Source organism: Promicromonospora alba, from assembly GCF_042654905.1.
Taxonomy (GTDB): Bacteria; Actinomycetota; Actinomycetes; order Actinomycetales; family Cellulomonadaceae; genus Promicromonospora; species Promicromonospora alba.
Genome location: NZ_JBHSFI010000009.1, coordinates 82,665 through 95,642, shown reverse-complemented (window position 1 = coordinate 95,642; position 12,978 = coordinate 82,665). Strand labels below are relative to the sequence as shown.

General features: G+C 71.5%; 12 protein-coding genes. 7 read left to right on the top strand and 5 right to left on the bottom strand.

The genetic code is table 11. The annotated features are described in order from the left end of the window. Window positions 1-77: 77 nt before the first annotated feature. Together ACFO6V_RS25880 and ACFO6V_RS25875 are read right to left on the bottom strand one after the other, a co-directional pair. Window positions 78-1,139, bottom strand: a complete 1,062-nt coding sequence (locus tag ACFO6V_RS25880; protein ID WP_377141422.1) for a glycoside hydrolase family 5 protein — start codon at window positions 1,137-1,139, stop codon at window positions 78-80. A gap of 100 nt (window positions 1,140-1,239) precedes the next feature. Then, window positions 1,240-2,628 carry an NAD(P)/FAD-dependent oxidoreductase gene (locus ACFO6V_RS25875; RefSeq protein ID WP_377141419.1) on the bottom strand — a complete coding sequence of 463 codons (1,389 nt, stop codon included), beginning with the start codon at window positions 2,626-2,628 and terminating at the stop codon, window positions 1,240-1,242. 80 nt (window positions 2,629-2,708) lie between these two features. Here ACFO6V_RS25875 and ACFO6V_RS25870 point away from each other — a divergent pair, with 80 nt between their 5' ends. From ACFO6V_RS25870 to ACFO6V_RS25860, 3 genes are all read left to right on the top strand, one after another. Then, window positions 2,709-4,079, top strand: coding sequence for an amino acid permease (locus ACFO6V_RS25870; protein WP_377141416.1), 1,371 nt, complete (start codon window positions 2,709-2,711; stop codon window positions 4,077-4,079). Between the two features lie 75 nt (window positions 4,080-4,154). Next, entirely contained in the window at window positions 4,155-5,396 is a 1,242-nt protein-coding gene (locus tag ACFO6V_RS25865) for a metallophosphoesterase family protein (protein WP_377141413.1), read from the top strand. A 100-nt stretch (window positions 5,397-5,496) separates the two neighbouring features. Beyond that, the gene (locus ACFO6V_RS25860; protein ID WP_377141410.1) at window positions 5,497-6,225 is read left to right on the top strand and encodes an MOSC domain-containing protein; all 729 of its coding nucleotides are present in this window, start codon (window positions 5,497-5,499) and stop codon (window positions 6,223-6,225) included. A 16-nt stretch (window positions 6,226-6,241) separates the two neighbouring features. Here the strand turns inward: ACFO6V_RS25860 and ACFO6V_RS25855 are convergent, their stop codons facing one another. Further along, entirely contained in the window at window positions 6,242-6,736 is a 495-nt protein-coding gene (locus ACFO6V_RS25855) for a DUF6194 family protein (protein WP_377141407.1), read from the bottom strand. A 42-nt stretch (window positions 6,737-6,778) separates the two neighbouring features. On the opposite strand from ACFO6V_RS25855, the gene ACFO6V_RS25850 reads away from it, so the two are divergent. Continuing rightward, window positions 6,779-7,642 carry a MerR family transcriptional regulator gene (locus tag ACFO6V_RS25850; protein ID WP_377141404.1) on the top strand — a complete coding sequence of 288 codons (864 nt, stop codon included), beginning with the start codon at window positions 6,779-6,781 and terminating at the stop codon, window positions 7,640-7,642. On the opposite strand, the gene ACFO6V_RS25845 is transcribed toward ACFO6V_RS25850, so the two are convergent. Then, a complete protein-coding gene (locus ACFO6V_RS25845; RefSeq protein WP_377141401.1) occupies window positions 7,629-8,120 on the bottom strand; it encodes a PH domain-containing protein in 492 nt (163 codons plus the stop codon). The two genes, ACFO6V_RS25850 and ACFO6V_RS25845, sit on opposite strands and share 14 nt — an antisense overlap. 15 nt (window positions 8,121-8,135) lie before the next feature. After that, window positions 8,136-8,819: a histidine phosphatase family protein gene (locus tag ACFO6V_RS25840; RefSeq protein ID WP_377141398.1), complete on the bottom strand. Its 684-nt coding sequence runs from the start codon at window positions 8,817-8,819 to the stop codon at window positions 8,136-8,138. Window positions 8,820-9,048: 229 nt separating this feature from the next. Between ACFO6V_RS25840 and ACFO6V_RS25835 the strand changes: the two genes are divergently transcribed. The 3 genes from ACFO6V_RS25835 to ACFO6V_RS25825 all read left to right on the top strand — a co-directional run bounded on the left by ACFO6V_RS25835 (window position 9,049) and on the right by ACFO6V_RS25825 (window position 12,872). Continuing rightward, window positions 9,049-10,089: an AraC family transcriptional regulator gene (locus ACFO6V_RS25835; protein ID WP_377141395.1), complete on the top strand. Its 1,041-nt coding sequence runs from the start codon at window positions 9,049-9,051 to the stop codon at window positions 10,087-10,089. A gap of 64 nt (window positions 10,090-10,153) precedes the next feature. Continuing rightward, window positions 10,154-11,983, top strand: coding sequence for an FAD-dependent oxidoreductase (locus ACFO6V_RS25830; protein ID WP_377141392.1), 1,830 nt, complete (start codon window positions 10,154-10,156; stop codon window positions 11,981-11,983). Further along, on the top strand, window positions 11,976-12,872 hold the full coding sequence (locus ACFO6V_RS25825) for an intradiol ring-cleavage dioxygenase (RefSeq protein ID WP_377141390.1): 897 nt from the start codon (window positions 11,976-11,978) through the stop codon (window positions 12,870-12,872). The genes ACFO6V_RS25830 and ACFO6V_RS25825 overlap by 8 nt, the downstream gene beginning before the upstream one ends. Window positions 12,873-12,978 lie beyond the last annotated feature (106 nt).

Here is a 12,978-nt window from a genome sequence, read left to right as displayed (position 1 = left end):
GCGGCCGGGCGCCAGGAGCGAGGCTACCTCGCGGCTTCGCTGAGCAGAGCACCCAGCCTGTCGACCCCGTCGAGGCCTCAGGACGAGGCGTCCGCGAACACCCGCGCCCGCACCGACGTCTCCGCGAGCCCGTCCGGCCCGGTGATGACCCGGTTGCCCCACGAGGTGCGCTGCGCGGGATCGAAGCCGGTCACCATGTCCAGGTACTCGACCCCGCCGCCGTTGCCGCTCCAGGACCACGCGAACCAGCCGATCCCCTGCGACCTGGTGTACGACATGATCGTGTCCTCGTCGGGGTTGCCGTCGGAGTGGTCGTGCCCGAACTCGCCCACGATGATCGGCAGGCCCTGGCTCGTGAAGGCGTCGAGGTAGGACGTGACCTCGGCGGCCGTGTCGTACACGCCGTACATGTGCACGGAGAACACGGTGTTGCCGTCCGGGTCGGCCGCGAGGACGTCCGCTGCGGAGTCCCGCATGATGCCCTGCCAGTCCTGGCCCCAGGACGGCGCGTCCACGACGATCGTGTGCTCGAACCCGGCGTCGCGCAGCCGATGGATCGCGGCGGAGGTATCGGGGGCCCAGTTCGCGTTGACCGCTGCGTTGTTGCCGTAGGGCTCGTTGCCGATGTTGATGAGCACACGGTCCTCGGTGCCCCGCAGCGTGGGCAGCAGCGAGATCCAGTAGCTGGCGGCGGTGTCGAGGGTGCTCGCGGCGACCTCCTCGCCGTAGCCCGTCGTGTCGTGGTCCTCCAGGACGCAGATCAGCCGGTTTCCTTCGCACAGGCTGACGACGTTCGCAACGTCGGCCGGTTCGTTGCGGTTCCAGCGGGTCCCGTCGCTGAGGACCACCCGTACCGAGTTGGCGCCGGCCTCGGCGATGTCGGCGAACGAGCCGGTCTCCGAGGCGTACCAGGTGTGGGCGTGGCTGACGCCGCGGAGCAGCAGGGGCGAGCCGTCGCTCTCGACGAGCTGCCCGCCGGAGACGTGGATGCCGACGGCGTCCGCCCCGCCGGCGTCGGCGCCGCCGTCGGGGGACGCGGACGGCGCGGCGCCTGCCGACTGGGCGAGCAGCGGGACGAGCAGCAGGCTGAACATCGCGGCCGTTGCGGTACCGGAGATGGTCGCGCGGGTGGGTCTCATGTTGCCTCCCCTTCGAGGTGTACATCGATGACAACCCTCGAAGGGTCTCCCGCGCGCCCGCGGGAGAAACAGGAAGCGAAACGCTTAAGCCGGGCCGGGTTCAGGCCTCGGGAACCGGCGGCGTCCCCGGCTTGGGCGGCCGTACCGTCGGCACGTCGCCCACGATCGGGATCGGACGCCGGTGGAACGGGAACCCGTACCGCGTCGCCAGGCCCGCGAGCGTCGTGACGCGGTTGCGCGGGCCGACCAGCGACATGATGTGCACGAACAGCCAGACCAGCCACGCCATGCCCTTGGTGATCCGCAGGGACTTGCCGCCCGGCAGGTTGATCTCGGCGATCGCGGCGCGCCGGCCGATCACCGCCATCGTGCCCTTGTCGACGTAGCGGAGCTGCTGCAGGGGCCGGTCCTCGAGGAGTGCCTTGATGTTGCGGCCGACCACTGTGCCGCCCTGGATCGCGGGCTGGGCCAGCTGCGGCAGATCCGACGGAGAGACCGCTATGTCGCCCGCCGCGAAGACGCCGGGCAACCCCTCGACCTGCATGTCCTCGCCGACCTTGATGCGGCCGTACTCGTCCTGCGGCAGGCCCCAGTCGGCGACCTCCTCGTGCGGGTGCACACCCGCGGACCAGACGGTGAGGTCGGCGTGGATGCGCTTGCCGTCGGTGAGGACCACCGCGTCCCGCTCGACGGCGGCGACGCCCGCGCCCAGGTGCAGCGAGACCCCGCGCCGGGACAGCTCCTTGGCAGCGTAGGTGCGCAGCTTGGGCGCGAACGCCTTGAGGATCTCGCCGCCGCGCTGCACGATCTTGACCTCGAACGCGTCGCCGTGGATCTCGGGGTAGGCGGGTGCCAGTCCGGCGGTCCGCAGCTCGGCGAGCGCGCCGGCCACCTCGACTCCGGTGGCGCCGCCGCCCACGACGACGACCCGCAGACCGTCGTCGAGCCGCTTGGACTTCGCCGCCTTCTCCAGGCGGATGAAGAGGTTGTCGCGAATCCGCAATGCCTGCGACCGCGAGTACATCGGGAACGCGAACTCCTTGGCGCCCGGCGTCCCGAAGAAGTTCGTGGTCACGCCCGCCGTCACCACGAGGTAGTCGTAGCTGACCCAGTGGTCGTTCAGGAGGCGGATCTTCTTCGCCTGGTGATCCGCCTCCACGAGGTGCTCGTGGACCACGTGCACGTTCTTCTGCTTGAGCCGCATCCCGCGCAGGAAGTAGGTGACGTCGCCGGCGTTCAACCCGCCCGTGGCCACCTGGTAGAGCAGCGGCTGGAACGTGTTGTAGACCCGGCGGTCGATCAGCGTGATCCGCACCGGCGCGTCCTGCAGCGCCTTCACGACGGCCATGCCGGCGAATCCGCCGCCGACCACCACCACGTGGGGCAGCGGTTCCGGGTGCCCTTCCAGGGGTGTCTCGAGGCCGTAGTCCTCGTTCTCGACGGAGCGGGCCTCACCAGTGTGCACGGGGGTATGTGCGGAGTCGGTCACGCCCCAAAGTCTCTCACCGGATGAGCCACTCACATCCGCTGTGGACCGGCACCCGGTCGCTCGGGTTACCGTGGTCGGTCGTGAGCACCACCGACGACCTGCGCCAGCAGCTGGCCCACGGACTACGACCCCGGCACCTGACGATGATGGGCCTGGGTTCCGCCATCGGAGCCGGTCTGTTCCTCGGCTCCGGCCTCGGCATCGCCGCCGCCGGGCCCGCCGTCCTCCTCAGCTACGCGATAGCGGGCGCCATCGTGGTGCTCGTCATGCGGATGCTCGCGGAGATGGCCTCGGCGCTCCCGTCGAGCGGGTCCTTCTCGGTCTACGCGGAGGCCGCGCTCGGCCGCTGGGCCGGGTTCCTGCTGGGCTGGCTGTACTGGTTCACCATCGTCATGGTGCTCGGCGTCGAGGTGACCGGCGTGGCCGGGATCGTGCACGGCTGGTGGCCCGCCGTCCCGCAGTGGGCGGTCGCCGCCGTCATCGTCGCGGTGTTCGGCGCGATCAACCTCGTCGGCGTGCGCCAGTTCGGCGAGGCCGAGTTCTGGTTCGCGACCATCAAGGTCGCGGCGATCGTCGGGTTCCTGATCCTGGGCGTGCTCATCGTGACCGGCGTCGTGCCGGTGGCGGGCAGTGCCCTGGGGGACTGGGCAGCGCACGGGGGCTTCGCACCCGCGGGCCTGCCCGGTATCGCGGCCGGCCTGCTCACCGTGGTGTTCGCGTTCGGGGGCATCGAGATCGTCACGATCGCGGCGGCCGAGGCTCGGGACCCGCAGTCCGCGGTGGCGACCGCCACCCGCACGATCCTCTGGCGCATCCTGTTCTTCTACGTGGGCTCCGTCGCGATCATGGTCGCCCTGATCCCCTGGACCGACGCCGCTCGCCTCGAGTCGCCGTTCGTGTCCGTGCTCGAGATGGCCGGGTTCGACGGCGCCGCCCGGCTCATGGAGGTAGTGGTGGTGCTCGCCCTCCTGAGCGCCTTCAACGCGAACGTCTACGCGACGTCGCGCATGCTGTTCTCGCTCGGTGGTCGCGGGGACGCGCCGGCGGTCGCCACCCGGGTGTCGCGTCGCGAGGTGCCGTGGGTGGCGGTGCTCGTCTCGGTGTTCTTCGGCGTCGTCGCGGTGCTGCTCAACTACCTGCTGCCCGAGTCGCTGCTCGGGGTACTCCTCAACGCCGTCGGCTCGGCGCTGCTCGTGGTGTGGCTCCTGATCGTGGTCTCGCAGCTGCGGCTGCGACCGCAGCTGGAGGCCGCGGCCGCCGAACGTGGCGAGAAGCTGCGCCTACGTGCCTGGGGCTACCCGTGGCTCTCCTGGGTCACGCTCGTGGCGCTCGTCGCGGTGGTGGGCCTCATGCTGTCGGACGCCGCCGCCCGGCCGCAGATCGCCGCGACCGCGGGCCTGGTCGTCGTGATCCTGGCGGTCTACGCGATCGCACGGGCCGCGCGGCGGTAGGCGTTCAGCAGACCGTCACCGGGGGTCCATCCGCCGGTCGGGCGGTCGCCAGCCCGGCCCCCGATCGTCGTCGGCATGAGCGAGAAGACTGCCGGCGAGATGCCGAGCGAGATCAACCCGGCCGACAGCGGCACCGCGGAGAGCGGGGCGTCCGCCGTCGACCGCCGGACGTTCCTGTCCCTGAGCAGCCTCGGCGCGGCCGGCGTCGCAACCGCCGCGACCGTCGCGGCGTCCGCGCCCGCCGCCGCGACGGAGCTCGGCAGGCACCCGCAGCGCGGGCTGCGGTTCGGCCGGGACGGCAAGTTCAAGATCGTCCAGTTCAACGACACGCAGGACGACGAGAAGGTCGACCGCCGCACCCTCGAGCTGATGCGCGCCGTGCTCGACGACGAGCGGCCCGACCTTGTGATCCTCAACGGCGACAACATCACGGGCGGCTGCGACACCCCGCTCGAGATGCACCAGGCGATGAACAACGTGGTGCAGCCGATGGAGGAGCGGGCGGTGCCGTGGGCCATCACCTTCGGCAACCACGACGAGGACTCGACGCCGAAGAGCGGCGTCGACGAGACGGACATGCTGGCCTTCTACCGGTCCTACCGGTACAACGTGAACGGCCCGACGGCGCGCGGCGTCACCGGCCAGGGCAACTCGAACCTGCTGATCGACGGCACGAACGGGCGCCCGGCGTTCAACGTCTGGCTGCTCGACTCCGGGCGCTACGCCCCCGAGCTGCTCGCCGGCCAGGACTTCGAGGGGTACCCCCACTGGGACTGGCTGCGCATGGACCAGGTCAAGTGGTACTACGACACGTCGGTGCAGATCGAGCGCAAGGTCGGGCACGTCGTCCCGGCGCTGATGTTCATCCACATCCCGCTGTGGGAGTACCGGTTCATGTGGTTCGGCTCGGTCGACGGCCGCACCGACGCCGACCACGAGCGGGGCAAGGCCCGGCACCGCATCGAGGGCGAGCGGAACGAGGAGGAGTGCCCCGGGCCGTTCAACTCGGGCATGTTCTCGGCGATCCAGCAGCGCGGCGACGTGCGCGGCGTGTTCTGCGGTCACGACCACGTGAACACCTACTCGGGTGACTACTACGGCGTGCTGCTCGGGTACGCGGGGAACACCGGGTTCGGCACGTACGGCCTGTCGGGCCCGGAGCGCAACCGCCTGCGCGGCGCGCGCGTCTACGACCTCGACGAGTCGGCGGACGGCGTCCTGACCGGCACGCGCATGCGGTTCGCCGGTGAGTTCGGCATCGACCTCACCGCGAACGACCAGTGGATGGAGCCGCTCCCGCTGCCGAAGGGCAAGTGACGCACGACCCTCCCACGTGTCAGACGCTCAGGACACCCCGGTGACCTGAGCGTCTGACACGTGCGAAAGAGGGGTTTCCGGGGGATGGGAGCATGTGCGCATGGTTGAGCTCCTCGCGGTCTGCCGCGTCCACGTCCTGCTTCCTGACACCGGCACCGTGGGAGTCACTGCCATCGACAAGCGTCCGGTCGAGGGCCGCGTCAAGGTCCGGCCGTACGGCCTGTACGCGGACCTCCAGGCGGACCGCGCCAACCACGGCGGCCTCGACCAGGCCGTCTACGCGTACGCGCAGGAGGACGCCGACTTCTGGTCCGCCGAGCTGGGCCGCGACGTCACGCCCGGGCTGTTCGGCGAGAACCTGCGCGTGCGGGGGCTGGACGTGAACCGAGCCGTGATCGGGGAACGCTGGCGGGTCGGCTCGTCACTGCTCGAGGTGACGCACCCACGTGTGCCCTGCCAGACCTTCGGCCGCCGGCTGGGCGAGCAGCGCTGGGTGCGCCGGTTCACGCAGGCGAACCGCACGGGCGCCTACCTGCGCGTGATCGAGAACGGTGAGATCGGCGCGGGTGACACCGTCGACGTCGTGCACACGCCCGTGCACGGGGTGACTGTCGCGGACTGGTTCGCCGCGAGCTACGGCCTGGCCCGCCAGGACGCCGACGACGCCGCGGGCGCCGCGGGCGCCGCCGACGACCGGGGCGCACCCGACCCGGACGCCCTGGAGAAGCTGGCGCTGCGCCTCCTGGACGCGCACACGCTCGGCGAGATCCGGCTCAGCGCCGGCATGCTCCGCCGCACCACGCAGGCAACGACCATCCCGGTCGACTGACCCGGCTCGTTCGGGGTCAGTGGCGGCGGGCGTAGCGGGTGCGGGCGGCGTCGTGCGCCTTGCGGAGGAGGCGCAGGACCATGTCGGCCGTCGCCGGTCCAGGGTTGACGACGGCGATCCAGCCGGCCGACCCGTAGACCGGGTGCGGCAGCACGACGTCGGGCGTGGCCGGGTCGATCACGGAAGCCTCGGCGCCGTCGAGCCCGGTTTCGGCGTCGGCCTGGCCCGCGGTGAGCTCGCGGAACGTCGCCCGGTCGACATGGATGTTCACACGCCAGCGCCCGGCCGGGTCGAGGTCGGAGGAACCGTCGTCGGGGTAGTTCTTGGTGACGACCGTGCCGTAGGGCTGGACGGTCCGCGGCATCTGGCCGTCCGGCGCGTAGTAGAAGAAGGCGTCGCCCCAGGCCAGCTCAGGGAAGTCGGCGTCACCGGCGGCGGGCGCCACGACGAGCGAGCCGTCGAGATCCCGCACGGTGTCGATGATCTGGTCGATACTCAGGTGGGTGCTCATGGTTCAAGCATCACCTTCAAGTGCTTATGTGGGGTTGGTCGGATGACGCGAGGGGACCGGTCACCACTGCGGACCGCCGACGTCGCACGCGAGTCCGGATACTCGGTGCAGCAGGTCCGGGACCTGGAACGGCTCGGCGTCATCCCGCCTGCCGTCAGGGCGGCCAACGGGTACCGGGCCTACACGGCGACGCACGTCCGGGCGCTGCGTGCCTACCGCGGGCTCGCGAGCGCCGCCGGGCCCGTGGACGCACGGCGCCTGCTCGCCGCGACGTTCGACGGCACGTCCGCCGGGGCGCAGGGCGATCCGACAGAGCCGGGGACGCGCCTCGCCGATGCCGCTGCCGCGATCGGCGCGGTGCACGTCCGGCTCGCACGTGAGCGGGACGAGGCGCTGCGCGCACGGGAGGCGCTCCGTGCCATCCAGGCGGAAGCCGCGGCGGCAGTGGCATCGGACGCCGACCCCACAGTCGCCGCGCCCGACAGGGCCGGCGACACCATGACGATCACCGAGCTCGCCGCCGCGCTCGGCGTGCGCACGTCCACGCTCCGGTTCTGGGAGCAGGAGGGGCTGGCTGTCCCCGACCGCGTGACGACCCTGCGTGCTCGCCAGTACGGGACCGGAGCGATCCAGGAGGCCCGCATCGTCGCGGCCCTCCGCAGCAGCGGGTACGGCATCCCGGCCGTGCGGGACGTCGTCGCGACGCTGCGTCAGATGGACGGCGTCGCCGAAGGACAGGTCGACGGCGTCACCGAAGGCGCGGCCCAGGCGGAGCGGATACTGGACCGGCGTCTCGACCAGATCGCCGCCCGCACGGTCGCTCTGCTCCGCGCGGGCGCCGACCTGGCAGCGGTCCTCGACGATCCGGAACAGCAGGAGGCGAGGCCCCGAGTCAGTCGTCGCTGAGCTGCTTGCCCTGGCGCACCAGGTCCTGCAGCGCGCGCTGCACCTTCTCGACGTCGGGCACGTCGTCGAGCACCATGCCCGGCTGGTCGGTGCCGTCGGAGATCACGAGGGTGCCGCAGCCCCAGAACCGGTCGCTGAGCTGCTTCTCGAACGTCACGTTGTTGATCCGGTAGAGCGGGATGTCCCGGCCGGTCTGCGTGAGGATGCCGGTGCGTAGCGCGACGCGCTGGTTGGTGATGATGTAGCGCGTGGTGCGCCAGCGCAGGAACGGTGCGGCGGCGGCGGCCAGGCCGAGCACGACCAGAGCGAGCGTCGCGAACCCGAGCACCATGCCGTCCACCGGCAGCGGCACCACCCACAGCGCGACGAGGGCGGCGATCAGCACCACGAGCAGCAAGATGGGCTTGATGACCTTCTTCGGGTGGGTCCGGAGCTGCATCACGATGGTCTCGCCTTCGGCGAGGTGCTCTTCCCTCATTCCGCGAATACTGCCCTACTGGGCTGCCAGGTTCCATCCTTCTACGGTGCGCAGGCTGTGCCCGTACCCCAGCAGGCAGACGGCGGCGGTCCCCAGCTCGAACCGGGCCCCGAGCCGCGGGTCGACGCCGAGCCAGACCGTGGCGAGCACCCGGAGCAGGTGCCCGTGCGCCACGAGCAGCACGTCACCGCCGCCGTCCTCGGCCCGGGCGGCGAGCGTCTCCTCCGCTCTCGCCACCACGCGTGCCGCCCGGGTCGCGACGTCCTCCAGCGTCTCCCCTGGCCGCCCGTCGCCGTGCTCGGCCGACGGCGGCAGGATGCGCACGCCGTCGTCGAAGATGAGGAACTCCCGCCCCAGCTCCGCGGAGACGTCGTGCGAGGTGCGGCCGTCGACGGGGCCGTAGTCCCACTCGGCGAGGTCCTCGTCGACGACGGCGCCCGCGTAGCCCGCCAGCTCCGCCGTCCGCCGTGCCCGGAGCAGCGGGGACGTGTACACGGCGGCGAACTCGTAGTCCGCGAGGGCGCCCCCGGCGTACCGTGCCTGTTTCTCGCCGGCCGCGGTGAGCGGGATGTCGGTGCGTCCCGTGTGCTGTCCGCTCGCGCTCCACTCGGTCTCGCCGTGCCGCAGGAGCACGAGCTGCGGGTCGCGGGAGGGCTTCAGGGGCTGCGGCCGTGCCTCGGTGCGGGATGCGTCAGACATAGGTGGAGCATCCCGCGCCTGACGGCCGCCCGCACGTGCGGCTCGCCGGGGCGCCGCGACCCGCCCCCGTGGCTCGAGCTCGTCGGGACCGGCCTTCCGTTGGTCGGGCTTGTCGAGACCCGCCCAGTCCAGAGACGCCTCTGACCTGCCCGAACACGCCAGACCAACACGCCGGGGGATCACCGGGAATCCTGGTGTACCCGCACTCACCGGACCTACTGTGAGCACCGTGACCCGAGGCATACCGGCGTCGCACGGCGCCGTGGACCGCTTCTCCACACGAGGCCTGCCCGCAACGCGGCGGATCGAGCTCTGGGAGAGGCACAACGCGCACGCCCTGGTGGCACTGCAGTGCCGCATGCTCGACGAGTCAGCGCTCGAGGCCGCCGAGGCGAACCTCCAGCTGGACCGGCTGCACCTGGCGCACGTGGTGGCCAACCCGCACGCCGTCGAACGCACCGCACGCACGGCCCGCGCCCGCCCGACCGAGTCGGTGGCCCTGTACTTCACGCTCGCGGGCGAGGCGATCTTCGCCGACGACCACGGCACCCGGACGCTGCGCCCCGGCCAGCTCCTCGTGTGCGACGCCGACCGGCCGTTCCTGCGCGGCTTCGCGCACGGGTTGGAGGAGCTGGCGGTCAAGGTGCCCTACGACGTGCTCCGGTCGGCGGGCGCCACCATGCCGCGCGCCGCCAGGGTGATCGACTTCCGCACGGGAGCCGGCTCGGGCGGCAGGTCGGCACAGGCCTGGGAAGCGGACGCCTATGCGGCGGCCCTGGCCGCACTGGTCGCGCGCGCCGTGGGCTCCCAGGGGAACGGATCGGCGGACGAGGACGCGCTGCTCGAGCTGGTCGCCGCGGTGCTGACCGAGCCGGACACCGCCGACACGCCGCCCGCGACCAGGACGCCGACGACGGGCGCCCACTTCGCCGCCGCCGAGCAGTACGTGCGGCAGTGGCTGCGTGACCCCACGCTGTCCGCGCGCCGCATCGCCGACGGGATAGGACTCAGCGAACGGCAGCTCTCGCGCGTGTTCGCCGAGTGCGGCACGAGCGTGCCGCGGTTCGTCGCCCGCCGTCGCGTGGAGATGGCGGCCCGCATGCTGCGCATGCCGTCCTACGCCGAGCAGACGGTCGAGGCCATCGGACTGCGCTGCGGCTTCTCGTCGGCCGCCCAGTTCTCGCGCGTGTTCCGGGAGCAGTCGGGTATGTCGCCGTCAGAGGCCCGCCGGTACACGGGGCCGTCCCACACCCTCCCCATCGGCTCTTGAGGATTTCCGCCGACTTTCGTGGTCATCCCTTTTCCCTGGTGGGAGGCCACGGCAGCCTGTGCGCATGCCTGAGTTCGACGACGGTCTGACCGAGACCGCACCGCCCAGCAGCCCCGCCGGCGCCACGCCCACCGACGTCGTCGTCGATACCGACGTGCTGGTCGTCGGCTCGGGGCCGGCGGGCGCTTCCGCCGCCCTGTTCCTGTCCAGCCTGGGGATCAGCAACATCATGATCACCAAGTACCGCTGGACGGCGAACACCCCGCGCGCGCACATCACGAACCAGCGGACGATGGAGATCTTCCGCGACCTCGGCATCGAGGACCAGGTCCTCGCGGACGCCACACCCCACGAGCTGGTGGGCGACACGGTCTTCTGCACGACGATCGCGGGCGAGGAGATCGGCCGCATCCTCACCTGGGAGACCCATCCCGCCCGGGAGGCGGACGCGCGGCTCGCCTCGCCGTCGCTCACCGTGGACATCCCGCAGACCTACCTCGAGCCGATCCTGGTCAAGAACGCGACCCAGCGCGGAACGCAGTCGCGGTTCTCCACGGAGTACCTGAGCCACACCCAGGACGCCGACGGCGTCAGCACCCGGGTGCTCGACCGCGTCACCGGCACCGAGTACACGATCCGGTCGAAGTACCTGATCGGCGGCGACGGCGCCCGCTCCCAGGTGGCCGCCGACATCGGCCTGCCCATGGAGGGCGCGATGGACATCGCGGGCTCCATGAACATCACGTTCAAGGCGGACCTCACGCACCTCGTGGGCCACCGCCCGTCGGTCCTGTACTGGGTGCTGCAGCCCGGGTCCGACGTCGGCGGCATCGGGGCGGGCCTGGTCCGCATGGTCCGGCCGTGGAACGAGTGGCTCATCGTGTGGGGCTACGACATCACGGGCGAGCCGCCGCAGCTCGACGACGCCGCGGCCGCCGACATCGTGCGCCAGCTCGTCGGCGTCGACGACCTGGACGTCGAGATCACCGGCTACTCCCTGTGGGGCAACAACCAGATGTACGCGACGCACCTGCAGCAGGGCCGCGTCTTCTGTGCGGGCGACGCCGTGCACCGGCACCCGCCGAGCAACGGCCTGGGCTCCAACACGTCGGTCCAGGACTCCTACAACCTGGCGTGGAAGATCGCCGCGGTGCTGAACGGCCAGGCGGCGCCGTCGCTGCTGGACACGTACTCGGCCGAGCGTGCCCCCGTGGCCGAGCAGATCGTGCTGCGCGCCAACAAGTCGGGTGGCGAGTTCCGGTTCATGGAGGTGCTCGGGGTCCTGGACGCCGAGACGCCCGAGGCGATGCAGGCCGCGATCGACGAGCGCAAGGCGAACACCCCGGCCGGCGCGGCCAAGCGTGCCGCGCTCGTGGAGGCGATGGACCTCAAGCACTACGAGTTCAACGCGCACGGCGTGGACATGGGGCAGTTCTACGAGTCGGCAGCGATCGTGCCCGACGGTTCTCCCCAGCCTGTGGACGAGCGCGACCCCGAGCTCTACTACAAGCAGTCCACGGTCCCGGGCGCACGGTTCCCGCACGTGTGGGTGGCGGACCCGGACGGCCACAAGCGCTCCACGCACGACCTGGTCCCGTACGGGCAGTTCACGCTCGTGACCGGCATCGCGGGCGAGGCCTGGGCCGACGCCGCGGCGAAGGTCGCCGACGAGCTCGGCGTACCCCTCGGCGCCGTGGTCATCGGGCCGGGCCGCGAGGTCATCGACACCTACTACGACTGGGCGAAGATGCGCGGCGTCGAGGAGTCGGGCGCGATCCTGGTCCGGCCCGACTCGCACGTGGCGTGGCGCGCGCAGACCCTCGCGGACGACCCGGCGCGTGCGCTGGGCGACGCGCTCAAGGCGGTGCTCGGGCGGAGCGAGCACGATGACTGAGCAGGCCGAGGAGCAGGCGGCCCGGGAGCAGGCCACCCGGGAGCAGGAGCTCACCGATCGGGTGGCGGCGTCCTTCGACGGCGCCGACGACGAGCGGCTGAGGACCGTCCTGCAGGCTCTCACCCGGCACCTGCACGCGTTCCTGCGCGAGGTGCGCCTCACCGAGGACGAGTGGAACAAGGGCATCGAGTTCCTCACGGCCGCCGGGCACATCACCGACGACAAGCGGCAGGAGTTCATCCTGCTGTCCGACGTGCTGGGCGCCTCCATGCAGACGATCGCCATCAACAACGAGGCCTACGCGAACGCCACGGAGGCAACGGTCTTCGGCCCGTTCTTCGTGGACGACGCCCCGCGGATCGAGAACGGTGGGGACATCGCCGGCGGCGCAACGGGGCAGCCCTGCTGGGTCGAGGGCACCGTCACCGACACGTCCGGCAGACCGGTGCCAGGGGCCCGGATCGAGGTGTGGGAGGCCGACGAGGACGGGTTCTACGACGTCCAGTACGGCGACGAGCGCACCGCGGGCCGCGCACACCTCTACTCGGACGACGACGGCGGCTACCGGTTCTGGGGCATCACGCCGACGCCGTACCCGATCCCGCACGACGGGCCGGTGGGCGCGCTCCTCGCGGCGTCGGGCCGGTCGCCCATGCGCGCGGCGCACCTGCACTTCATGGTGACCGCGCCGGAGCTGCGCACCCTGGTGACCCACATCTTCGTGCGCGGCGACGAGCAGCTCGCCTCGGACTCGGTGTTCGGGGTCAAGGACTCGCTGGTCATGGACTTCGAGGAGCTGCCGGCCGGCACGCCGACGCCGGACGGGCGCGCCGTAGAGGGCACGTGGTCCCGCACCCGGTTCGACATGGTGCTCGCCCCCCGCGAGTAACCCGCACGACCTGCACCACTCGCGCTACTTGCACCACCTGCACGTCGTGTCAGACCCACAGGTCACCCCGGTGACCCGTGCGTCTGACAACTACCGGCTCGACTAC

Coding starts and splice junctions, on each gene's coding strand:
- ACFO6V_RS25880 (WP_377141422.1), bottom strand. CDS start 1,139: ATGAGACCCACCCGCGCGACCATCTCCGGTACCGCAACGGCCGCGATG.
- ACFO6V_RS25865 (WP_377141413.1), top strand. CDS start 4,155: ATGAGCGAGAAGACTGCCGGCGAGATGCCGAGCGAGATCAACCCGGCC.
- ACFO6V_RS25860 (WP_377141410.1), top strand. CDS start 5,497: ATGGTTGAGCTCCTCGCGGTCTGCCGCGTCCACGTCCTGCTTCCTGAC.
- ACFO6V_RS25855 (WP_377141407.1), bottom strand. CDS start 6,736: ATGAGCACCCACCTGAGTATCGACCAGATCATCGACACCGTGCGGGAT.
- ACFO6V_RS25850 (WP_377141404.1), top strand. CDS start 6,779: ATGACGCGAGGGGACCGGTCACCACTGCGGACCGCCGACGTCGCACGC.
- ACFO6V_RS25845 (WP_377141401.1), bottom strand. CDS start 8,120: ATGAGGGAAGAGCACCTCGCCGAAGGCGAGACCATCGTGATGCAGCTC.
- ACFO6V_RS25840 (WP_377141398.1), bottom strand. CDS start 8,819: ATGTCTGACGCATCCCGCACCGAGGCACGGCCGCAGCCCCTGAAGCCC.
- ACFO6V_RS25830 (WP_377141392.1), top strand. CDS start 10,154: ATGCCTGAGTTCGACGACGGTCTGACCGAGACCGCACCGCCCAGCAGC.
- ACFO6V_RS25825 (WP_377141390.1), top strand. CDS start 11,976: ATGACTGAGCAGGCCGAGGAGCAGGCGGCCCGGGAGCAGGCCACCCGG.